This is a genomic window from Flavobacterium collinsii (assembly GCF_946903285.1).
Lineage (GTDB): Bacteria > Bacteroidota > Bacteroidia > Flavobacteriales > Flavobacteriaceae > Flavobacterium > Flavobacterium collinsii.
Genome location: NZ_OX336425.1, coordinates 4,249,059 through 4,271,908, shown reverse-complemented (window position 1 = coordinate 4,271,908; position 22,850 = coordinate 4,249,059). Strand labels below are relative to the sequence as shown.

13 protein-coding genes are annotated in these 22,850 nt (G+C 37.9%); 1 reads left to right on the top strand and 12 read right to left on the bottom strand.

The genetic code is table 11. The features are described 5' to 3' along the window. Positions 1-6: 6 nt before the first annotated feature. The 10 genes from OGZ34_RS17390 to OGZ34_RS17345 all read right to left on the bottom strand — a co-directional run bounded on the left by OGZ34_RS17390 (position 7) and on the right by OGZ34_RS17345 (position 19,292). Positions 7-1,134 (bottom strand): T9SS type A sorting domain-containing protein, encoded by a 1,128-nt coding sequence (locus OGZ34_RS17390; protein WP_263361081.1) that lies wholly within the window; start codon positions 1,132-1,134, stop codon positions 7-9. Positions 1,135-1,317: 183 nt separating this feature from the next. Continuing rightward, positions 1,318-3,735: a glycoside hydrolase family 2 protein gene (locus OGZ34_RS17385; RefSeq protein ID WP_263361080.1), complete on the bottom strand. Its 2,418-nt coding sequence runs from the start codon at positions 3,733-3,735 to the stop codon at positions 1,318-1,320. A gap of 3 nt (positions 3,736-3,738) precedes the next feature. Next, on the bottom strand, positions 3,739-4,920 hold the full coding sequence (locus tag OGZ34_RS17380) for a glycoside hydrolase family 88 protein (RefSeq protein ID WP_263361079.1): 1,182 nt from the start codon (positions 4,918-4,920) through the stop codon (positions 3,739-3,741). Between the two features lie 431 nt (positions 4,921-5,351). Continuing rightward, positions 5,352-6,863 (bottom strand): RagB/SusD family nutrient uptake outer membrane protein, encoded by a 1,512-nt coding sequence (locus tag OGZ34_RS17375; RefSeq protein ID WP_263361078.1) that lies wholly within the window; start codon positions 6,861-6,863, stop codon positions 5,352-5,354. Between the two features lie 332 nt (positions 6,864-7,195). Continuing rightward, a complete protein-coding gene (locus OGZ34_RS17370; protein WP_263361077.1) occupies positions 7,196-10,198 on the bottom strand; it encodes a SusC/RagA family TonB-linked outer membrane protein in 3,003 nt (1,000 codons plus the stop codon). Between the two features lie 213 nt (positions 10,199-10,411). Continuing rightward, a complete protein-coding gene (locus tag OGZ34_RS17365) occupies positions 10,412-14,503 on the bottom strand; it encodes a two-component regulator propeller domain-containing protein (RefSeq protein ID WP_263361076.1) in 4,092 nt (1,363 codons plus the stop codon). Between the two features lie 247 nt (positions 14,504-14,750). Next, positions 14,751-16,391 carry a hypothetical protein gene (locus tag OGZ34_RS17360; protein WP_263361075.1) on the bottom strand — a complete coding sequence of 547 codons (1,641 nt, stop codon included), beginning with the start codon at positions 16,389-16,391 and terminating at the stop codon, positions 14,751-14,753. Between the two features lie 188 nt (positions 16,392-16,579). After that, positions 16,580-17,764 (bottom strand): mannonate dehydratase, encoded by a 1,185-nt coding sequence (uxuA, locus tag OGZ34_RS17355; RefSeq protein WP_263361074.1) that lies wholly within the window; start codon positions 17,762-17,764, stop codon positions 16,580-16,582. A gap of 64 nt (positions 17,765-17,828) precedes the next feature. Beyond that, entirely contained in the window at positions 17,829-18,641 is an 813-nt protein-coding gene (locus tag OGZ34_RS17350) for an SDR family oxidoreductase (protein ID WP_263361073.1), read from the bottom strand. A 201-nt stretch (positions 18,642-18,842) separates the two neighbouring features. Further along, entirely contained in the window at positions 18,843-19,292 is a 450-nt protein-coding gene (locus OGZ34_RS17345; RefSeq protein ID WP_263361072.1) for a YhcH/YjgK/YiaL family protein, read from the bottom strand. Positions 19,293-19,696: 404 nt separating this feature from the next. Between OGZ34_RS17345 and OGZ34_RS17340 the strand changes: the two genes are divergently transcribed. Next, complete coding sequence (locus tag OGZ34_RS17340; RefSeq protein WP_308446803.1) at positions 19,697-20,740, top strand: LacI family DNA-binding transcriptional regulator; 1,044 nt, start codon at positions 19,697-19,699, stop codon at positions 20,738-20,740. A gap of 86 nt (positions 20,741-20,826) precedes the next feature. Here the strand turns inward: OGZ34_RS17340 and OGZ34_RS17335 are convergent, their stop codons facing one another. Further along, positions 20,827-21,996, bottom strand: coding sequence for a DUF4861 domain-containing protein (locus OGZ34_RS17335; RefSeq protein ID WP_263361071.1), 1,170 nt, complete (start codon positions 21,994-21,996; stop codon positions 20,827-20,829). Positions 21,997-22,200: 204 nt separating this feature from the next. Next, positions 22,201-22,575, bottom strand: a complete 375-nt coding sequence (locus tag OGZ34_RS17330) for a YdeI/OmpD-associated family protein (protein WP_173965163.1) — start codon at positions 22,573-22,575, stop codon at positions 22,201-22,203. Between the last annotated feature and the right edge of the window lie 275 nt (positions 22,576-22,850).

The following is a 22,850-nucleotide window of genomic DNA, read 5'->3' as shown; positions in this document are numbered from 1 at the left end:
ACAATTTTATTTCTTAATCATTTTTACACCTTTTGAAAAGGTGTTTTCTTTTTTGAATTTTATAAGGTAAAGCCCTGATGGTAGAGACGACACATTAATGTTTTCGGGAATTGTGTCGTAAGAAGCGACCTGTTTACCGCTATTGTCATAAATCCTTATTCCGCTATATTGATTTACAATAGCTTCTGAGAGTTCGAGTCTGTCACCTACCGGATTGGGGAATTGGATATCCATTTTTACTTTTGAATGTACTTCGGCTGATAAAGTCGTCAATTCCTCAATACTGAAATCCGAGAAAAGGAGAGTTTCGTCTCTCATGTTGGCAATATCAGTGAGGCTGCGGTAAATTCCCCATTTGGGTCTGATAAAAGAGTTGGCTGTATAAACAGTTCCGTTGGCAGCTGTATAAGCAGGCCGGATCGTTTGCACATTTGAATTGCTGTAGTCAACCAACACAGTTCCGTCGCTGACTTTTTTGATGACCATTGCATAAGTTCCATTGATACCAATTTTGATCGTTTCGGTAGCTTCGACCCATACACCTTCAAATAAAGATAAGGCAGGTAAAGCGTATTTAGTGGTTGCCGTTGCAGCATTTTCGTCATAAAGCAATTCTAAACGCGTTGCTCCAGTTGAAAGTTTTCTGAGGGTTATTGTAAAAAGCGGATCGTCGTCGTCGCCATCTACAGCTTTAACCTGGTGAATGTGTGTAAAACTGGTGGTTGGTTTAAATCCAACAGGAATTTTAAAGCGCCATTTGTATCGTACGGTTTCACCGATTATTCCTTTTAGATTATCAGGTGAGGGGTTGTATGATTTAATTTCTACACGCTGTCTGTCTGTTTTTCCGGCTACAGGTTCATTGTCCGGAGGAGTGTTACTCACATGTGAGTGAAATACAAAAACATTTTTATTCAGATCCGCATCAAAAACTTCGGTAATATGAGGTCCAAAACCGGGATGTATGGCGTCCGGTGCTTCGATCGCACCATTTGCTGTACCGGGAGCCAGTGCATTTGTTATGAGTTCATAAGTTCCAACACCACCCGGACCGTCAGCATTTAAAGTAACTTGTGTATGGCCCGCAAAACTGATTAGTACTAAGGCAATTTTGTAAAATATTGTATTTTTCATAATTGGTTTTTTAGTTTGCAATTTTGTTCTAATTCAAAGTAAATGTGTATTTCAGAGTCTTTAAATTTACTCTTTAAAAATCTATGGAAATCTGTGTGAAATAAAAATCACTTTAATCTATGTAATCAGTGGCAAAAAAAACTTTGCATCTTCGCGTCTTTGCGAGATTTTCCTAATTTAAAATTAATTGGCAATCTTCAAATATTCTCCTTTAAAACTCTGGTTCAATGCAGTCATTTCAATCGGAATCCCGGAACCGTCCGGAACCACTTCAATAGATGCTTTTCCATTGGCCATTTTTATAGACTCGCTTCCGGTGGGAGTTCCTTGGCTTTTCATGGTTTTTCCCCCTTTCAGGCATTGAAAATAAACGCTTTCTTCGTAATCCAGACAGCGTAAGTTGTTATGATCGAGTGCAATTGCCGTCACGAGATAATTGCCGTTTTTTAATTTTTCGCTGGACAATTGCAGTGCCGTAGCCGTATCATTTTTATTGAAACGGTAGTTCACTTTTAAAGTATCTGTGACTCTTTTTCCATCTTTTGTTTCTCCAACCGCGATCAGAATGTTTTCTCCTTTTAAAAAGTTTACATCCCAAGTCAAGCCATTTGCAGGATACAGCGACAGATTTCTTTTCTTTTCACCCAGTGATTTTTGCTGATGAAATAAAGTTACTTTTTCACAGTTGCTAAAAACACTAATTGTGCGAGGGGTATTTTCAGGACCCTGACGCTCGGTCCAGGTATGCGATTCGATGTACGCAAAAGGTTCCTTACTCCAGTAGCTTTTAAAAACATAGTAGGCATCTTTTGGGTTTCCGTTTCGGTCTGTCAGTCCTTTTTGATTCATGTACGGAATATCATCTTCGGGGCGTAAAGGCGTTGCAAAATCCTTGAATGCCCACTGAATATTGCCCACAAACGATGGGTCATTCTCGGATATATGTAAGTGCCAGTCAAATAAATCAACGATATAATTTTCGCTCCAGTCGCCAATTTGAGCAATATTAGCTACTTTGGTTTGCACTATGGCTTCTTCCCAGCCCTCGGCTTTTATGATGTTTTCACCTGTGACCGGATTCTCGCTGTGACGGCCCACATGACTGTCACCTCCATATTCGGCATGAATGAAGTGTTTGTATTCTTTTTTGTAAACATCGATTGCTTTTTGATAACTTTTGTAGCTCCCGGAATACCAGCCCGACCAGATCGAAGGGGAGAAGACATCGACAATTTGAGAACCTTCATAGTATTTTCGAATCGCTGTTTTTCGGGTAGGATCCATTTTATGGGCGATGTCGTTTAATTCTTTCAGGAATACATTTGTTCGGTCTGCATTATCTCCATCAGGAAAATCTGGCAGCCAGTTCATTTCATTCCCCAAAGACCAAATAATGATACTCGGATGATTGTAGTTTTGATTGATAATTTCTGCCAGCATATTTTTAGTGTTGGTTTGCCAGAGTTCGCCACCAATTCCACCGCGACACCAAGGCAGTTCATCCCAAACCAAAAGACCAAGTTCATCACAGGCCCTATAAACTTCTGGGTCTTGCGGGTAATGGGCAAGACGAACAAAATTGGCTCCCATTTTTTTGATGGATTCCATATCGGCACGATGCTGTGCATTGCTCATGGCAGCTCCCACGCCGGCTTCTTCTTCATGGCGGTGCGTACCCCGAAGGAGCAGTCGTTTTCCATTGAGATAAAATGGTCCGTGATCTTTAAATTCAAACCATCTGAAACCTGTTTTTTCATTTACACTGTCTCTGATTTGATTTTTCTCTGCTAAAATTACTATAACTGAATATAGATTTGGGGTATCAATATCCCAAAGCTCCGGGTTTTTAATATTGTCAAATGTTATTGTTGAAATATTGGCTGTAATCGGAATGGTTTTACCAGCTACTTTTTTTCCTTTTGGATTTTTAAGAATCACGGTTAAGGTTAGCTCTTTTGCAGTATCAGAATGGATGGTTTTAGCAACAATATTCAAGGATGCTTTTTTGGCAGAAACTTGAGGAGTGGTAATTTTCAGATCCTCAATATGATTTTTGTATTTCGATAATAACCAGACGTCACGTGTTATACCGCCATAAATGAAGAAATCGCTTTTTTGAGACGGGATGATTTCGATATCATAACTATTGTCTACCCGAACAAGAATTTCGTTATTTCCCTCTTTGATAAAAGGTGTAATGTCAATTGTAAATCCAATGTAACCACCGATGTGTCCACCGGCTTCGGTACCGTTGATATATACTTTTGTAGTTACATTCGATCCTTCAAAATATAAATAATAACGTTGATTCGGGTCGATTTTAGCAAGATTCAGTTTTTTTTGATACCAGCTGGCATCACGTCGGTAGCCTGGGTTTAAATCGGTTGCATCTTCGGCGTTCCAGGTGTGTGGTAAGTTAAGTTTGCTCCAGTTGTCTGCTTTTTTAGCCTGATCAGGATTGGAGGTATTGTTTTCTAAGTACAGCCAGTTTTCGTTGAGGTTGGTTTTCGTCTGAGCAAGAGTATTATTGTGACTAGACAAAAGAAAAGCAAGAAAAGCTATAATCGAAAATGATTGATAGTGATACAGTAGTTTTTTCATGGCTTATAAGGCTTTTTTTCTTAACAATGCTTCCAGAAAATAATAGTCAGCATAGACGATCGGTTCGTCAATTTCGTCGTGTTTTGGCCAGTTTCCAGTGCTGTGATCTAATAGGAAAGGGGCGTTTATTTTTGCATCTAGAATGTATTTGTCGGAATGTAAAGACGCGATTATTTTGTTGGCGAAAGCCAGATAACGGTTGTCTTTAGTATAACCGTACAATTCATATAGGGCTGAAGCCATGATGGTTGCCGCAGAAACATCACGTGCCGAGTTTGGAATACCCGGATCTTTAAAATCCCAATACGGAATTCCGTCTTCCGGTAGGTTTTTATTGGTCATAAAAAAATGTGCGGTCGCCTCGGCTTGTTTGAGGTAGGCCGGATCTTTTGTATAACGATACGACATAGTGAATCCGTAAACGGCCCAGCCCTGTCCGCGTGCCCAAACAGAATCGTCGTTATATCCCTGCAGGGTCGTTTTTTTTCTTACGGCTCCCGAAACTGGACTGTAATCAATAACGTGGTAACAGCTATTGTCTTCTCTAAACTGATTTTTTAAAGTGGTATTGGCGTGTTGGATAGCGATGTCCTGGTATTTTTTATTGCCGGATAATCTGGTGGCTTCAAAAAGCAATTCAAGGTTCATCATATTGTCAATGATCACCGGATAGTCCCAAATTTCTTTGTTGAAATCCCAGGAACGAATAGCTCCGACTTTTGGATCGAAACGGCTGCATAAAGTTTCAGCACCTTTAATAATTACATCTTTGTATTCTTGTTTGTTTTCCACTTTTAGCGCTTCTCCATAACTGCAATAGACTTTAAAACCAACATCGTGGGAACCTTTGTTAACGCTTTCTTTTTTACTGAAAGGCGTCCATTTTTCGGCTTGTTTTTTATAGTCTACATTTCCTGTTAAGCGATACAATTGCCAAAGATTTCCGGCAAAGAATGCGCTTGTCCAGTCTCTTGAAGGAACTTTTCTAATGAGATTGGTTTTGAGGGTCATGCTTCTGGGCATCGCCATTGAATCAACCGGATAATCCAATAGCATTTTGTATCGGGTTTCGAGAAGGTGGTCTGCTGCTGAAGTGTTTTTTGGATGAGAATTAATCCCGGATTTACAAGCTGTTGCAAGCAATGCAAACCCAAGGATTAAAGTAAAGAAACTAACTCTATTCATATGTAAGTTTTATTTTGATGTGGAGCTTTATACAAGCTTCTAATTTTTTTGCCACAGATTAAAGGATTAAAAAACTGTACTATTTTTTGTCGCAGATTTCGCAGAATTTTATTTTGATTTTTTTAATCGTTGCTAATTTGATACTGATTGTTTTGAGCTGTTACGTATAATTTTAACACATAGTGACATAGTTTATAGGAGCGTTTAAAAAGGTGTTTCATTTTTAATATTACCTCATAGCACTGTCGTAAAGCTATGCGAGGAAATCTTGATTTTTTTAGACTATCTATAATTGCAGCATAAAATCTATGTTTCTATGTGTTAATTTTTTTCTGGAAGATAAAAGGATTAAAAATCTGTGCTAATCTTTTTAATCTGTGGCAAACTTTCTTAAGATTTATGCCAATTCCTAATTATAGGCGTAAAGCTTTTTAATAACCAGGGTTGTTTGGTTTTAAGTTTGGGTTGATCGCTAACTCAGTTCCCGGTAATGGAAATAAATAATCTTTGTTGGGATCAAAATTAGCGTGCGGTTCAAAACCAGTCGGACCAAATACTTCCGGACCATTTTTGAGTCTTTTGATGTCGTACCATCTTACATATTCAAAAGCCAGCTCTAATCTGCGTTCGTCGATAACCATTTTTCTGAAAGCAATCTGAGATAAGCCCGGTGTTACATTGGCAGGAAAGGAAACCAGTTTCCCGGCTTTATTTCTGGCTCTGGTGCGTACGCGGTTTACATAACCGTCTGCTTCTGCAGTTCCGGGAGTGATTTCATTTAAGGCTTCGGCCGCTGTCAGGAGTACCTCGGCAAAACGCATCGTGATGTAATTGTGCTGTGAAGTTCTTCCGTTGGCACCCGCTTTTCCTGGAAAACGATAGTATTTGGCAATATGTGGGCGTGGCGCTTTCTCGTTATCACTCGAAGGAAAGATTTGCAAATTATTGCCCACTTTCTTTCTGATGATGGTGTCAAAACTTACCGCTCTTCGGTAATCTCTTTTGTCCCAATCGTTGAATACTTTTAAAGATGGAACGGCTACAGAAAATCCTTGTCCATAGCTGTACGATTCGTCTTTCAAAGAACCAGTAAAAAAAGCAGTATAATCCTGACCGTAGTTTCCTGAAGTCAAATTATTAAAATCAACTGTAAACAAAGGCTCTTTAAGTGCTGCTGTTTTTGTGGCATTGAATAAATCCTGAAAATCAGCGTCCAGTCCCAAGCCAAATTTTGCTTCATTGGTAATAACATATTTAGCCTCGTCGTAGGCTTTTTGATAGTTTCCAAGGGTTAAATAGACAGAGGCGAGATAACCTGCGGCGGTACCTTTTCCGGGAACTGCTTTTACTTTTGGTTTGTCTTCCAGCCATTGTTTGGCAAATTCCAGATCGGCAATTATCTTCGGATAAACATCGGCTTGTTTTGTTCTGCTTAAGGAATTTACTTGTGAAACGTCATTTACCACAAAGTCGATGTAGGGAATATCTCCGAAGATGCGAACTAAATGATAGTAGGCAAAAGCTCGTGCAAAATAGGCCTGAGCTACAATAGCGTTTACTTTTGCAGGATCACCGGGTGTTTTTTTAGCACCTTCGATGGCCTGATTGGCAGCAGTGATGATAATGTATGATTGCGGCCAGAAGTTTGCTACCAGACCATTAGTGTCATTCATCGTAAAATCATTCACATCGATACGGGCGGCCTGAGTGGTTCTGTCGCCAATATCGGCCATGTCGTCGCGTAACATTAAGGCAATTGTAAATTCTCTTCCCCAATAATTATTGTGGGCAATGTTGGCAAAAGCTCCGTTTACAGCAGCCTGTAGGTCGTCAGTATTGCTGAAGAAATTTTCCGGACGAATGATTCCCACCGGTTTTTCTTCTAAATCGGAACATCCAAAAGCGAATATTCCCAGGAAAAGAAAAGCTATATATTTTTTCATAATATTATTTTTTAGGTATTTGGTGTAATAATTTTAACACATAGAGACATAGTTTATAGGGGCTTTTAAAAGGCATTTCACTTTTAATATTACCTCATAGCATTGTCGTAAAGCTATGTGAAGAAATCTTGATTTTTTTGAATGATCTATAATTGTGGAGTAAAAAATCTATGTTTCTATGTGTTAATTTTTTCTCTCGCAGATCTCGCAGATTTTTTTAGCCACAGATTAAAGGGATTAAAAATCTGTGATACTATTTTAGCTGTGGCAAATTTTTATCGCGGCAATTTGATATTAATCTATGTTTCGATGTGTTTAAGATCATTTTTAAACTAAAATTTTAAATTGAAACCAAAAGTGAATGTTTTCACATTCGGGTAACTTCCATAATCCAATCCTAAGTTGGTGTTGCTTCTGGCATTGGTGTCATTAAGGTAATTGACCTCCGGATCAGAACCCGGGTAATTGGTAATGGTCCATAAGTTTTGAGCACTGATGTAAAAACGAACTTTACTCAATCCCATTTTGGATACAATTTTATCATCGAGACTATAGCCTAAAGAGATGTTTTTCAGACGAATGTAACTTGCATCATATACAAATCTTGAAGTTACTCTTTTCGTTCTTGCCGCATTAATTGGCACATTGGTATCTGTGTGGGTTGGTGTCCAGGCATCCAGAACTTCGGTTGTCGCATTATTGTTTCCTGAGGCCAGTTCCATCAGGGTATAATTTAAGATCTGATTCCCCTCAGAACCCTGAAAGAAAATATTCAGATCAAGATTTTTATAAGTGAAGTCGTTATTAAGTCCGAAGATGAAATCAGGATTTGGGTTTCCTATGATAGTTTTATCGTTTGAATCCAGTTTGCCGTCACCGTTTACATCTTTGAATTTTTCTCCTCCGGCTATCGTTTCAAAATTCCCGGGCAGAATTGCTTCTCCCTGCTGAATGACACCGTCGTAAACAAATCCGAAGAATGAGCCGACTGGTTGTCCGACTCTTAAAATTTGAGAATCGGTAGCAAGGAAGTGACCGGGAGTAGAGTTGATTAAAAGATCTTTGTCATCGGCTAATTTTAGTACTTTGTTTTTATTGGAAGAGATATTGAAACTCGTCGACCATGTAAAATCAGCTCCAATAAAGTTTTTGGTATTGATGCCCAATTCCCATCCTTTATTTTCTAATTCTCCAACATTTTGAAGCTGAGAAGCAATTCCTGAAACGCCCGGTAAAGGTCGGTTGAACAATAAATCTTTGGTGATTGTTTTGTAATAATCGGCTGTGATACTGATTCGGTTATCAAACAAACCGAGATCAATTCCGTAATCCTGCTGGTAAGAAGTCTCCCATTTTAAGTTCGGATTGTCTAAAGAAGTCAGTTGAACCGCATTTACAATTACGTCTCCGCTTACATCATAAATTTCAGAGAATCTCGAAAGGGTAGAATAAGCCCCAATTGATGGGTTTCCCGTGGCTCCGTAACTGGCTCTCAATTTAAAATTTGAAACCGTTTTGCTGTCCTTCAGAAAGTTTTCCTTACCGATATTCCAGCCAACTGCTCCGGAAGGGAAGGTTCCGTATTTGTAATTTTTACTAAAGCTTGACGAACCGTCTCTACGGGCTGTAAAAGTGAACAGGTATTTATCGGCATAATCAAAATTCAATCTTCCGAAAGCCGAGATCAGTTCTGTTTCTGACAATCCTGAATCGGGTTTTAAAAATACGGTTCCTGCACCTAAGTTATGATAGGAGTTGGTGTTCGTTAAAAAACCTCTTGCGGCAGCGTATGAATTTTCGTTTTTGTTTTTTTGATAAGAATAACCTCCAAGTACCGTAAGGATTCCTTTATCGACGATTTCACGTTTGAAAGTCAGGTAATTTTCAGTTAAAAAAGAAGAGAATCTGGTATTGTTTACAGAAGCTTCTCCTTTAATGTTTTTTCCTGCGATTAAGGTGGATGGAATATATCTTCCGGTTTGCGAATTGGATTCGGTTAATCCTAATGTGGTTTTGAAGTTAAGATCTTTGGTGAGTTGATACGATGCAAAGAAGTTACTTCTGTTGGTAATATTGATGACCTCCAGAATGTTTTCCATAGCTGTCGCGTACGGATTGTCGATATCATCTCCAATAGGTGCTGTGGTGGTAAAAGTTCCGTCGGCATTATAAATTCCTTTGTCGGGCATAAAACGGTAAGCTGCAGCAATTACACCCGCGGCTCCTGTTCCTCCCGCACTGGTCTGACTGATGATTCCTTCCTTATTTTGTTTGCTTTGAAATAAATTCAGACCCACTTTAAACTTGTCGCTCAAATCGGCTTCAAGATTACTTACAATGGTGTATTTGTCAATTCCGGAGTTAATGACAACTCCATTCTGGTTGAAATAATTCCCTGAAACATAGTATTTGATTTTATCTGACCCGCCTGAAAAAGACAATTGGGAGTTAGAAATTAATCCATCGCGGTAAATGATGTCTTGCCAGTTGGTATCAGAACCTGCCGCAGTGTGTGTGGTGAAACTTTTTCGATACGCTACAAATTGATCAGCATTTAACAAATGCAATTTATTGTTGACAGACTGTACGGAGGTGGAATTACTGAATTCGATAACAGGAGCACCCGGTTTTCCTTTTTTGGTCGTGACCATGATAACTCCATTTGAACCTCTTGATCCGTATATGGCAGTAGCTGAAGCATCTTTTAAAATCTCTATCGAAGCAATATCCTGAGGGGCAGGCATCGATGCACCGGCAAAACCGTCTACCACGATAAGGGCATCTCCACTTGCATTGATAGAAGTACCACCACGAACCCTGATTTTTACGGGAGCACCCGGTTCACCACCATTATTGGATTGTACCGAAACTCCCGCAGCACGGCCTTGTAATGCCTGCTCTGCATTTAATAACGGATAGGCTGTTAGTTCTTTGGCTGTCACCGAAGATACTGAACCTGTAATGTCACTCTTTTTACGGGTGCCATAACCAACAACGACTACTTCATCGAGATTTTTGGTATCCGGTTTTAAACTGACATTGACTACGGTTTTATTGCCTACCGGAATTTCGATCGTTTGATATCCTATAAAATTGAAGACTAATACGGCATTTTTTTCAGAAACGATAACAGTATAGTTTCCATCCATGTCTGCAGATGCGCCCACTGAAGATCCTTTGATATAAACATTAGCACCAGGAAGTCCGAGTAAGTCTTCGGAGGAAGTAACTTTTCCGGTGACTTTTCTTTCCTGTGCATTCATCACAATATTTACCAGTAAAAAATAGACCAGCAAACACCATTTAAGCGATTTTAAAATTTGGTTTGTAAACATTCATTTTTGGTTTTAGGTTAGTGTTAGATAAAATAAAAAAGCAATAAACTCATTCCTATTATCAGCAATATAAACACAATTTGCAGTAATATGAATTTTGTTTTTTGGGTTTTCATAATGACAAATGTAGGAGGCACGAAGGATATAGAAATACAAAAAAGGGTATCTAAAAATACAGATACCCTTTTTTATCCCTTTAAAATAGAGGATTTCTTAATAAATTACAGATGACCTGGAAAATTTATCCGAAAACTGCGTTGGCGTTTCTCCGTATTTTTTCTGGAAACATTTACTAAAGTATTTGGGATTATTAAATCCCACTTTATAACTCACTTCAGAGATGTTTAATTTGTTTTGTTCTAACAATTGAGCGGCACGTTTCATTCGTATTTCATGGATAAATTCGTTAGGTGTATAATTTGTCCAGGCTTTAATTTTTAAAAATAACATGGTTCGGCTGACCCCTAATTCAGTACAGAAAAACGGAATGTCGAATTGCTCGTTCGAAATATTTTCTTCTACAATTTTAAAAGCTTTTTTCAGCAGTTCTTCATCGAGTGAAGAAACGGTAATTTCTGAAGGATTAAAACTGTCTTCATTTGAAAATTTGTTTTTCAAACGTTCGGTTGAATTTAGCAAATTTTTGACACGAAGTTTAAATTCAGTTAGATTAAAAGGTTTACTGATATAATCGTCGGCTCCGCTTTCCAGTCCTTCAAATTTATACACCAGTGAAGTTCTCGAAGTGAGCAGGATAACAGGAATATGACTGGTTTTTAAGTTCTCTTTGATTTTTGAGCAAAGTTCTGTGCCTACCATTTCGGGCATAATGACATCGCTGATAATTAAATTCGGGACATGCTGCAGGGCTTTCTCAAACGCAACTTTTCCATTTTCAGCTTCAATGATATTATACTCATCTTTGAGGAGATTTTTCATGAACGAGCGGAGTATCTTATGATCTTCAACAAGTAGAATGGTTTGTTTTTCGTCATTCACCACAAAATCGGCAATATCTTCGCGCTCAATTGTTTCTGACGGTTCGAGTTGAGAACTGTATTGCTCGATAGCATCACTGATCTGAAAGTTTTCTATAATTTCATGGTCTAAAAGATGAGATCTGCCCAATGGAAGTATTACTTTAAAAACGACACCACCGGTCTGTTTGTTGCTAACTTCGATGTTTCCTTTGTGTAGTTTTACGATGTTTTTTACGATCGAAAGACCAATTCCGGTTCCTTTATTATAGCTTTTCTGTACGTTGTTGTGCATTGGAACTTCGTAAAACAGATCAAATATTTTATCAATATGTTCGGCTGCGATTCCAACTCCGGAATCTTCTACGGTTATAAAAAGATTTTCACGATCGTGTGCGATCTTAAGATGTATGTTTCCGCCCTTCGGGGTGTATCGAAAGGCATTGGAAATTAAATTGTAAAAAACACGTTCCAGTTTATAACGGTCAAAGTACAAAGGGATTTCTTCCTCTGTAGATTCGAAAGTGTAGTGGTAACCACCATCTTTTGCATATTCGATAAAAGAAAGAAAAATCTCTTTGGTGAATTTTACAATATTTCCTTCTGCTGATTCGAGCGTCACCTGATGATTTTCAAGTTTTCTAAAATCCATCAGACGATTGATAAGACTTAAAAGATGATTGGCACTTCCTTCGATAACCAGCAGTTTTTTGTACATTTCATTCGTACCGTTGTAATTGGCCAGAATTTGCTGTAAAGGGCCCAGAATTAAAGTCAATGGCGTTCTAAATTCATGTGAAATATTAGTGAAGAAATCCAGTTTAGCGAGATTATTTTCTTCTATTCGTTTGGTTTCTATATATTCGAGTTCCAGTTTTTGTTTTAGTGCCGTTTTCGATTTCATGATCCAAATCAAACCGTAAATGCCTAGTCCAATTAAGGTTCCGTAGAGTAAAAATGCCCAGATACTGCGCCAGGGAGCCGGGTTTACAATGACGGTTAAGGTTGTTGGAACTTTATTCCATACCCCATCATTGTTGGCGCCGCGAACTTCAAAAGTATAGGTTCCGGGATTCTGAATGGCAAAAATTGCTTCGGAATTTTTGGTTGTTGTCCAGTTGTTTTCCAATCCCACCAAACGATAGCTGTATTGGTTGTTTTTGGATCGAATGTAATTTGGAATTGCAAAATCAATTGAGAAATTGGCTTTGTCGTAATCCAGTGTAATGGTTTTGGTATAGGTGATGCTTTTTTTCAGAATCCCAATAGAATCATTGGGATGTATGGTTTCGTTTTTGATTTTCAAATTGGTAATTAATACCTGAGGAGCATAGTGGTTCAGAGAGATTTTTTTTGCATCAAAAAAGGTCACACCAGACGGACTCCCGAAGTAGAATTTATTAGAATCGAGTTTTAGAGCTGAGTTATCATTAAATTCGTTGCTCGCCAAACCATCTTTTTGATCGTAGATTACAACTGTTTTCTGGATGGTATTGTATTTTATAATGCCTTGATTGGTACTAATCCATAGATTTTTATCATCGTCTTCAAGGATGGAATGAATGGAAGTAATAACGGTATTTCCAACTTTTAAATTGATTTTACAGAATTTTTTGCCATCAAAATAATGAAGCCCTTTGGCTTTTGTTCCCACCCAGATTTTCTTTTGACTGTCCTGAAATAACGTTAGAATATCGTCACCGGATAGGGAAGAAGAGTCAAAAAAGTAATGTTTGATGCTGTATTTTCTTGAAGTGGAATTGTTTAACGGAATGTAGTTTAATCCGTTTTGAGTGCCAATCCAGATTGCTTTTTTTTCATCGACCAGCATCGTTCGCACAATGTTGTTGGTTAAATATTCCGGTTGGGAAGTATCATTTCCGATAACTTCAAAGGTTTTGGAAAGGATGTTGTACCGAATCAGACCTTTTCCAAAAGTCCCAATCCAGAGAATGTCGTTACCTTCGGCTTTGATCGAATATACGCCGGATTCTTTGAGTAAAGTGTTTAAATCGGGCGCGATTCGGTGGTCTTCAATTTTTTTTGAATTAATGTTGTAGGCAGATAGACCTTTCGAGAAAGTTCCGATCCATAAAATATCAGCGGAAAGACACATGGATTTGATATCATTTTTGACGTTTTTACCACTTTGACTGTTGATATAACTAACTGCTTCGGTGTTTCTGTTGAAAATCGTGATGCCGCCACCTTCTGTTCCAAAGTAGACATTGTGATTATTGTCAGTAACAATCGAACTTACAACATCAAAACTCATAGGAATCTTTTTAGAATTTTGATTGTAGTTGGAGAAATTAACATTTGAAATGTCCCAAATGTTTACGCCTTTGTAGTAGCAGCCAATCCACACGGAGCCTTTTCGATCAATAAATATCGATTTTACCTTATCAATTCCGTTGCTGTTGTTATTGCTGTTTATTTTTTGGAGGCTGTTGTCTTTTGCTAAAATGTAGATTCCGTCGTAAGCACCAATCCATAAAGAACCTTGTTTGTCGATTGCCAGTGATCGGATATCCGTATTGATTTCGCTGTATTTTTCATCAGGTAAAAAGGAAACAAATGCATTGGCATTTTTGTCTAGTTTTAGAAGGCCTTTGTTTTTTGTTCCCACCCACAAATTACCCGAAGCATCTTCTGTAATGGCGACAACATTCAGCTGGTCTACAGAATTTAAAGGATAATTTTTAAAGATATATTTTCCGTTTTTTCTGCTGATAAGTTTGCATAAACCTTTGGTCGTTCCGATCCAGATTTCGCCTTTTTTGCTTTTGTGTATCGTGATAATATTGTTGCTTGGTACCGTTGTATCATCAGTATCTGAGTGAAAAACCGAAGTGAATCTATTTGTCTTTTTGTTGTAAATAGTTATTCCTGTTGAAGTCCCAAACCACATTTCATCTCCAATTTCTTTGATCGACCAGATAGCATTACTGCTTATGGTGTGATTGGTTTTGGTATGTAAATATCGCGTAAAACGATTATTGACCGGATCGTAACAGTTGAGCCCGTTGTAGGTCCCCACCCAGATTTTTCCTGTATTGTCTTCTTCAATGGATAAAATATCATTGTTGCTGATCGAATGTTTATTGGTGACATCATTCCTAAAAATGGTGAATTTACTACCATCGTATTTATTGAGTCCGTCACGGGTACCCAACCACATTTGTCCCAGTTTATCCTGATGAATTACAATAACGGAACTCTGCGAAAGACCGTCAGTAGTCGAGATGTTTTTGAGGCGGTATTTATTTTGGGAAAGTATATTTCCGGAAATAAAAAAGAGTAGCAGAAAGGCTATTTTGTATTTCATAGCGGTTTTTTTTAGGAGCAAAGGTGCAGAGGTTGAAAGATGCAAAGATGCAGAGGTTCAAAGATTCAAAGGTTCAGAGGTTCAAAGTTTTTCGGCACTGTATGTCATTTCGACGAAGGAGAAATCTCATTAAGTAACTCCGTAACTAGAGTCCTTTCTTTGTCGAGTTTCTAGTGTGATTTCTCCTTCGTCCAAATGACAAACGGTATGCTTAAAAAAGACTCTCCGACTCTGCGCCTTTGTGAGATTATTTCTTCACGCGCCTTTGCAATTGATAATCATACAAGGAAGGAATTTTACTCATAGGCGTATTTAAGAATTCAACATATGCGTCGGGTTCATATTTTACCTCAAATTTGGCATTACCATTTACACCTATAATCCGGGCAAATGGACCATCTTTCATGCCGTAAAGCAAGATAGGTTTGGTTATTTCAGTCGGGTTTTCAACCTTAACATTCAGATTCCAGAACGTACTAAATGGCGCATGTGAAGGCTTCCAGTAATCGGCGCCTCCGCCTCCAAACAAATAATAACTGTTGTTTTTGTCCGTTTGTAGGTGTACAGTGATCTGATCGAATAAGTTTTGGTGATTGGCTCCAGAATGCTGGTCTAAAAGAGCGTCGGTAAAAATCTCACAGTTTTGATAGACGTTTTTTGTTGCAAAAGTGTTGAAACTTAAAGGATGAACCGCTTTGTTGTAAATTTTAAGATTCCTGACCAATACATTATGCACACCGCCTAAAGTGACGGTGTAATGTGACAAATGTGGTCCATCGGTAACAATATCCTGAATGGTAACATTGGCAATCTCCTCGGCCAGAATTCCACTATCGGCATTCGTAATGACCACATCTTTGACCCAGCTATTGAAAAGTCTTGTTAAGAATAGAGCATTGTTTCCAGGTTCTACATGATGCGCGACTCTCGGAATATCCGGAAAGGTGAAATGCAGTTGTTCGATTCCAACTTCGCTTAAATGTTTCCACTCTACCAATTGTGCCTGATAACTTGGTTTTATAGTGATCGTAAGTGGCGTTTTGATGGTAATTTTTGAACCTGCTATTTTGGTGATTTCAACCTGTTGTCTGACAATTGGCAGTTTTGGAAATTTCCAATGGTGTGAACCCGGTTTTACAGGAGCGCCCTGATATAAGTCTTTTATGATTTCGCCATTTTCACCGTCTTTATTGAACAGCTGTAACTCGAGTATATCCCCAACTTTGATTCCTTTTACTTCGGAAACACTGATAGTATGCTCGCCTATGGTTCCGGAATTTACTTTTGCCAAAGGATTTGGAGTTGGTTCATATTTATCGAGATAAGATTTTACTCGTTCCTTCGGAATTTGGGTCCAGATAATTCCGCCGGACCATGCATATTGGGAAAAAGGGAGGTCGATGTTGTTTTCGGGTTCGCGTTGTCTTTTATCAAATGTGGTTAAATATTCACGGAGTTCCGCCAAGGATTCCGGATCTTTGAAATACATCATGGGTCTCGGACAATATATTTCGGTTCCTTTTTCACCTGAACCCATACCACGAAGTATGAAATTGCTTCTTTCCAGGTATAAAACAGCACTCACAATAATTCTTCCGGCCGGCAATTGCAAAATTACATTGCCCTGAACGTCATTTGCTGCTTCTATGGCTTTCAACAGCGCTTTTGAATCGTCTAGTCCATCATTTGCTTTTACGCCATAATCGGTGGCGTTAATGACTTTTCCTGATGTTTCCGGAATTTGGCTTTCGCCGAAATGATATCCTGCATAACTGAAGTCAGGAAGGTAATTGTTTTTTGAATCGGTTAGTATTTTTGGAGTCTGTTGACTAAATACAAAGCCAGACACAAAAAAACTGCAGCAAATCAGGATGGTTTGGGTATTCATGGTTGTGGTTATTTTGGTTAGGTAGTTTCTCGCAAAGTCGCGAAGGCACAAAGTTTTTTATGTATGCTTGTACAATGTTTCATGGAGACTGAGCACATCCAATTATTCAAAATCTATAAATGCATTCATCTGCTTAAATCTTTTTAAATCTGCGAGAAACAAAAGGTTTGCGTCTTTGCGAGATTATTTTATAAAGACTTCACAATCCCCATTTCTAATCCTCTCAATTCGGCCAATCCCCTTAAACGGCCAATAGCAGAATATCCGGGATTTGTTTTTTTATTCAAATCGTCCAGCATTTGATGACCGTGATCCGGACGCATGGGCAACTGACTGTTGTTTCTTTTTTCAACTTCGAGAATTGCTTTTACAACTTCATACATGTCTACATCACCTTCCAGATGATTGGCTTCGTAAAAGCTGCCTTCGGCATCTCTTTGGGTGCTTCTTAGATGAATAAAGTTCATTTTGTCGCCATGACGTCTTATGATGGCAGGCAAGTCATTATCAGCTCTCACTCCATAAGAACCGGTGCACATCGTGAATCCGTTTGATTTTGAATCGACAGCAGCCATCAATTCCATTAAATCTTCTTCGGTACTTACAACTCTCGGCAATCCAAGAATAGGGTAGGGTGGATCGTCAGGATGTATAGCCATGAGAACACCTTTGCTTTCGGCAATCGGAATAATTTGTTTTAAAAAGAAGAAAAGATTTTGCTTCAGCGTTTTTCTATCGATATGATTATAAGTGTTTAAAGTCGCCAGAAAATCTTCTATGCTATACGCTTCTTCGGCACCAGGAAGTCCTGCCAGAATGTTTTGCTGTAGTTTTACCTTATCAGCTGTTGTCATGGCTTCAAAGTATTTTGTTGCTTTTTTAATTTGATCTGCGGTGTATTCTTTCTCAGCTCCCGGCCTTTTCAGTATAAACAATTCAAAAGCCGCGAAAGCATTAATATCAAATCGTAATGCTTTTGAGCCATCAGCAACTTCATAGGCTAAGTCGGTTCTGGACCAATCTAGAACCGGCATAAAATTATAACAAATGCATTTGATGCCGCACAAAGCCAGATTTAAAATGCTTTGCTTATAATTTTCAATGTATTGCAGGTAATTTCCGCTTTGTTTTTTAATGTCTTCGTGAACCGGAATACTTTCGACTACGGACCATGTTAATCCTGATATCCCTTTTTTAGAATCACCATTTTCATGTTCAATTTCGACTTTTCGTTTTAAAATTTCTTCAATACTCCAAACTTGTCCGTTGGGAATATGATGTAATGCGGTTACAATTCCGGTGGCTCCGGTTTGTTTAATATCTTGTAAAGAAACCGGGTCATTTGGTCCGAACCATCTTAACGTTTGTTCCATTCTTTAAGTGTTTTAGAAGTTTTGTACATGATTTTGAAAACGAGGGAAGTGTTTATTTTCTATTTTAAATACTGGTAGCAGCAAATCCTCCATCTACTTTTAAAATCGTTCCTGTTACAAATTTTGACATGTCGCTGCACAAGAACAAAAGGGCTCCATCAATGTCTTCCGGAGTTCCAAACCTTCCCATTGGAGTATGTTCGATTATTTTTTCGCCTCTTGGAGTTAGTTTTCCTTCCGGAGTCAATAATAGAGATCGGTTTTGTTCTCCTATAAAAAAACCGGGTGAAATAGCATTAACACGTATTCCTTCGCCATATTTAGACGCCAGTTCTACTGCCATCCATTGCGTAAAATTGTCGATCGCAGCTTTTGAAGCGGAGTATCCCACCACTCTCGTTAAAGGCCGCTGTGCTGATGCCGATGAGATATTAATGATATTTCCTTCTTTCTGTTGGGCAAAAAGTTCCGAAAAGACTTGTGATGGTAACATCGTTCCAATAATATTCAGGTCGATTACTTTTTGTAAATCTTCGGTCTGTAGATCGTAAATTGCCTGATCAGGTCTAATAGTAGCTCCCGGCATATTTCCTCCCGCTGCATTGATAAGAATATCGAGACGGCCGTATTTTTCTACAATAAAATCTCTGGCTTTTTCCAGTTCTTCTTTGTGTAAAACATTCGCCTGAATGGCAAAAGCTTTTCCGCCATTACTTTCTATTGCGGCTACGGTGGCATTGGCTTTTTCGATAGATTGGGAGACTATTCCAGTAATAACGCCCTGCTTGGCCAAAACGTTGGCAAAATTACTTCCCAATACTCCGGCACCGCCTGTAATTAATGCAATTTTTCCTTTTAGATTAAATATTGAGTCCATGTAAAGTTTTATGATTTATAGATTTTTGTCCGGTGAACAAAAAAGTGTTTTTAAATAGGGATGAGGTTATTTGTTACCGTCTGATCGTTTGGATTATTTCGAGAGCTTTTTTCGATTACTTCATAATTCTGATGAGGAATACAACAAATGAACCCCTTGTTTAGCAATAACATCAATGATGTTTTGAATAATACTCCTATTTTAAATTTTTACTTTAATCACAATTTTTTTAAGTGTTCCTTCGCCAATCATTGCCGCATGAACATCTTCGGGAAACAAAATCGCAAACTGTTTTTCCTGTAATTCAAAAAACATATCCGGTTTGTCATAAAAGAAACGAACATCGCGTTCGTCATTATAATCTCCGTTTGGACTAATACATTTTTCTCTGGGTTTCCATGCAAAAGTCTCCGGTCCTTTGATCGAAATCTGGATGTCAATATTTTTATCGTGACATTCAAATCCTTTTATACTTTCTTCTTTGGTTGTGCCTTCGCCAACTATCACAATTACTTTTAAGCCCTCGCCAATTTCAAAAGTACCTTCTTCAAGAGTACTCATGTCATTTTGGTTTACATAGTCGAATGCTTTTTTAAAATTAGGATGCAGGCTGAAATATTTTGCCGCGCTTTGTAATGAATCTACAATCATTGTTATTTGGTTTTTATGTTTTTTAAGCTCCTGGATTCATCCTTGATTGAATTGATTTAGAAGCGATTACTAATTTGTTTTTTGCTTTATGTAGTTTTCTGTAAAATACTGGTAATTATATTGTTATGCTCTGTTTTGATTCTGATATCAGTAAAGGTCAAAAGCGATTTTTTTAACTACCAACCTTACTTTTTAACAGATTAGAGAAATACTCTTAAATCCGTTAAAAATGCAAATCGTACTATTATTTTTACTTAATGCTATGATTTTTTAATACACATGTGTATATTTGCGTGTGCGCACACGGTATTTTACAAATGTATATAAAAAGTTAGGTAAAACAACTCGTTTTTGATAAAAAAAATATTAATTTGAAGTGATTAGCAAAATCATTTAACTTAAAAATCAGCAATATCATAACTATAAAAAAAATCGCGGAACTGGCTAACGTTTCCCCAGGAACTGTTGACAGAATCATCCATAATCGGGGGCAGGTTGCTCAGGAAAATGTAGATAAAGTAAATGCTATTATCGAGGAGTATGGCTACAAACGAAATATTTTGGCCAGTAATCTGGCGTTGAATAAAAAATTTCATTTTGCAGTATTTTTACCTCAATATGAAAATCTGGAATACTGGAAAAGTCAGATTGCGGGTATAGAAAAGGCAGCTGTAGAGTTCGGTAAATTTGGCATTGTTCTGGACTATTTCTTATATGATTTTAATACGACTTCGTTCAAAGAGGCTGTTAAAAAAGTATTGGATTTCGAATGTGACGGTTTATTGTTTGCTCCTATTTTCTATGAAGAGTCTATTCAGTTCCTGACAGCATATAAGAAGACAAGTATTCCCGTAGTGATGATTGACTCTAATATTGATTCCGGTACAGCTCATGCTTACATAGGGCAGGATGCTTTTCAGAGTGGTTATTTAGCAGGAAGATTAATTAGTTTTGCTGTAAAAAATGAAAGACAGGTTCTGATTTTTAAGATTACCAGAGAGATCGAAAGTACCTCGGTATATTTGCAGCGCATTGCTGGATTTCATTCATTTTTTAAGGGGCAGGAGCACCTTAAGAATTTTAAATTTTCAGAAGTGACCCTAAAAGATTCCGGAATCGATCAATTGAATTTGAATATGTTTGAAGGAATCAACAGTGTTTTTGTACCGAATTCGAGAGCGCACATCGTTGCCCGATTTCTAGAAGAAAACAATATAAAAGGCGTTCGGATAATTGGGTATGATTTATTGGAAAAAAATATCGAATACCTGAACAAAGGTGTAATTGACTTTTTGATCAACCAAAGGCCGGAAGAGCAAGGGTACATGGGGATTCATTATTTGTATAAAAAATTGGTCTTACAGGAAGCGGTAGAAGACACGCATTACATTCCGTTAGAAATTATTTTAAAAGAAAATTATGTACCAACAAACCGGAAAGGTTCTTAAGATCGATTCTGTAGATTTTTTAGCAAACCCGACAGGTTTCAAAAACCTGTCGGGTTCGAAAGTAGGTTAAAGCTTTAGAAAAAGAATCATTTTTTGACCTTCACCAAAAGCGGATTATTTATTTTTTGGGCAAACGTACTCAAATAAGCTTCCCATTCTTTTTCCGTCTGAAAAGGGCTTCCTTTTTTCCATCCGAACCCCGTATAGTAAATCGCTTTATTGTTTTTTACCTCGATATTTCCATAAAGGTTGCTCAAATCTTTTTCATTGGTAACATGATGATCAAAACTTGTTAAGGTATTCTTCGGCGCTACAATTCCGGTTCCGATTTCAGAATCGTCAATAGGCTCCCAGTAACTTATCCAACCTTCTTTAGTATTGGTTCCTATTGTTCCTTTTTTATCGTGTAGTGTTAATCCTGCCGCCACGGATTTCGTTCCTGTAATGCTAATTTCAAAGCGAGATAGGTAACTCCCGTAATCCAGGCTAATGAGTTTAGATTCGGTAATTTTGTTGCCTTTCGCATCCCAATTGGCATAAGTCAGTATAAAACTGGTTCTGAGTGGGCCTGTAGTAATGGTTTTCCAGCTGATGAAGTTTTTAGAATAATAGTATTTGCCATCGACTTTAATTGCTATTCCGCCTACACCACGACTGTCGCCTACATGAAAATTGTCTAAACCTTCGCCGGTATCTTTGTGATACGTTCCGGTTCCGTTAGTTGCTTTTTCGTACCATTTATTGATGATGGGATATTCAACCCTTTTGAGCCAGGCGTCGATTCCGCTGGTTAGCGTTCCACCGGGAATCTTGTCTTCCACCATTTTCTGGGCGACAGGACCATACGTTCTAAAGGCGACTTTGTTATTTTCCCAGGCATAATCATCCGTCCGTTCCGGAACAAATCTTGAGTAACAACTTACCGTTGCGTCTTTTGATGGATTTTCGGATGTTAAAATTTCAAAATCTTTGTGGGATGAAGCTTTTATTTTGGGCTGAAACAATAATACATCCATTGTCCCATCACCATCGTTATCAACAGTCTGAGTAGTTAAGAGTGTATTGCTGCCAATCTCTTTAATAACACAATCTTCCAGTTTAACTCCGGTAGGGAAATCGAGAATTTTGTGGGTCAGGTCAATTGTTTCAAATTCACGATCCATAGGTAGAGAGTTGGTAACCGTGATAATCTTATTTTGGGAATGAACGGTGATACTACTTGTTAGAATCGCGGTAAAGAGAATGTATTTTTTCAAGATTTAATTTTTTTAATGTTCTGAGATGTTTTTTGAAATATAAATTTACAAATGAAATCGAACTTAAAAATACAGATTAGGAGTAATAATATACAAATTGTTGTTAATCAGTTGTTTGTTGGGTATGCTGATTTGAACACATAGAAACATAGATTTCTTTCGTTGGAAAGTTATTAATTATAATTTAATGGATTATTTATCTTTTTAAACGGATTCCCACTTGCCATTTTGTTTGGCGAGATCAATGCAAAGCTGACCGTATTCGGTCATTAATCCTTCATCAATCATTCGTTCTGCCCGGTCTTTATTGGGTTGGCTCCATTTGCTTTTTTTGGGATTTCTGGGGGTAAATGTCAGATAGTAACTTTCGGGATCCCGTTTTTTACACAAACTGTCTATCCATCCAAAACACAAAGCTTCTTCTGTAGCTTCGATAAGATTTACACTTTCGGTTTTACTTTTTTTGTGGTATAAAATCAACCAGACTGATTTTTCGATCTGACTGTTTTCCTGCAGCCAATCACGCCATTCTTTTCGGGTTTTGGCATAAACTGCTATTCTTCCGTCTTTTGTTTCCATAAGTTAAGAATTGAAAATGGAACTAAATTTAATGAATTTAAATCGCAAATCGAGGAAAGTTTTAGGGAATCCGAATGGTGTTTTCAAAACAGTCAGTATCTTCAGCATCTTAGGAGAAATAAATGCAATGGCTGTCAAGGTTTTAGATTGTAAATTGTGGTGCACATTGTAAACCTTTGTACCTTTGTTGTTTAGGAGATTTTGGCATGTAAAAAGTATATAGAGATGGGAGTATATGCTATTTGAAATGTAAGCTGTAAGTATTTTGGAAAGAT

What these genes read in the sequence shown, in the direction of transcription:
- OGZ34_RS17330 (WP_173965163.1), bottom strand. Translation starts at nt 22,575, where the DNA reads ATGGAAACAAAAGACGGAAGAATAGCAGTTTATGCCAAAACCCGAAAA.
- OGZ34_RS17350 (WP_263361073.1), bottom strand. Translation starts at nt 18,641, where the DNA reads ATGGACTCAATATTTAATCTAAAAGGAAAAATTGCATTAATTACAGGC.
- OGZ34_RS17385 (WP_263361080.1), bottom strand. Translation starts at nt 3,735, where the DNA reads ATGAAAAAACTACTGTATCACTATCAATCATTTTCGATTATAGCTTTT.
- OGZ34_RS17380 (WP_263361079.1), bottom strand. Translation starts at nt 4,920, where the DNA reads ATGAATAGAGTTAGTTTCTTTACTTTAATCCTTGGGTTTGCATTGCTT.
- uxuA (WP_263361074.1), bottom strand. Translation starts at nt 17,764, where the DNA reads ATGGAACAAACGTTAAGATGGTTCGGACCAAATGACCCGGTTTCTTTA.
- OGZ34_RS17345 (WP_263361072.1), bottom strand. Translation starts at nt 19,292, where the DNA reads ATGATTGTAGATTCATTACAAAGCGCGGCAAAATATTTCAGCCTGCAT.
- OGZ34_RS17365 (WP_263361076.1), bottom strand. Translation starts at nt 14,503, where the DNA reads ATGAAATACAAAATAGCCTTTCTGCTACTCTTTTTTATTTCCGGAAAT.
- OGZ34_RS17360 (WP_263361075.1), bottom strand. Translation starts at nt 16,391, where the DNA reads ATGAATACCCAAACCATCCTGATTTGCTGCAGTTTTTTTGTGTCTGGC.
- OGZ34_RS17370 (WP_263361077.1), bottom strand. Translation starts at nt 10,198, where the DNA reads ATGTTTACAAACCAAATTTTAAAATCGCTTAAATGGTGTTTGCTGGTC.
- OGZ34_RS17390 (WP_263361081.1), bottom strand. Translation starts at nt 1,134, where the DNA reads ATGAAAAATACAATATTTTACAAAATTGCCTTAGTACTAATCAGTTTT.
- OGZ34_RS17375 (WP_263361078.1), bottom strand. Translation starts at nt 6,863, where the DNA reads ATGAAAAAATATATAGCTTTTCTTTTCCTGGGAATATTCGCTTTTGGA.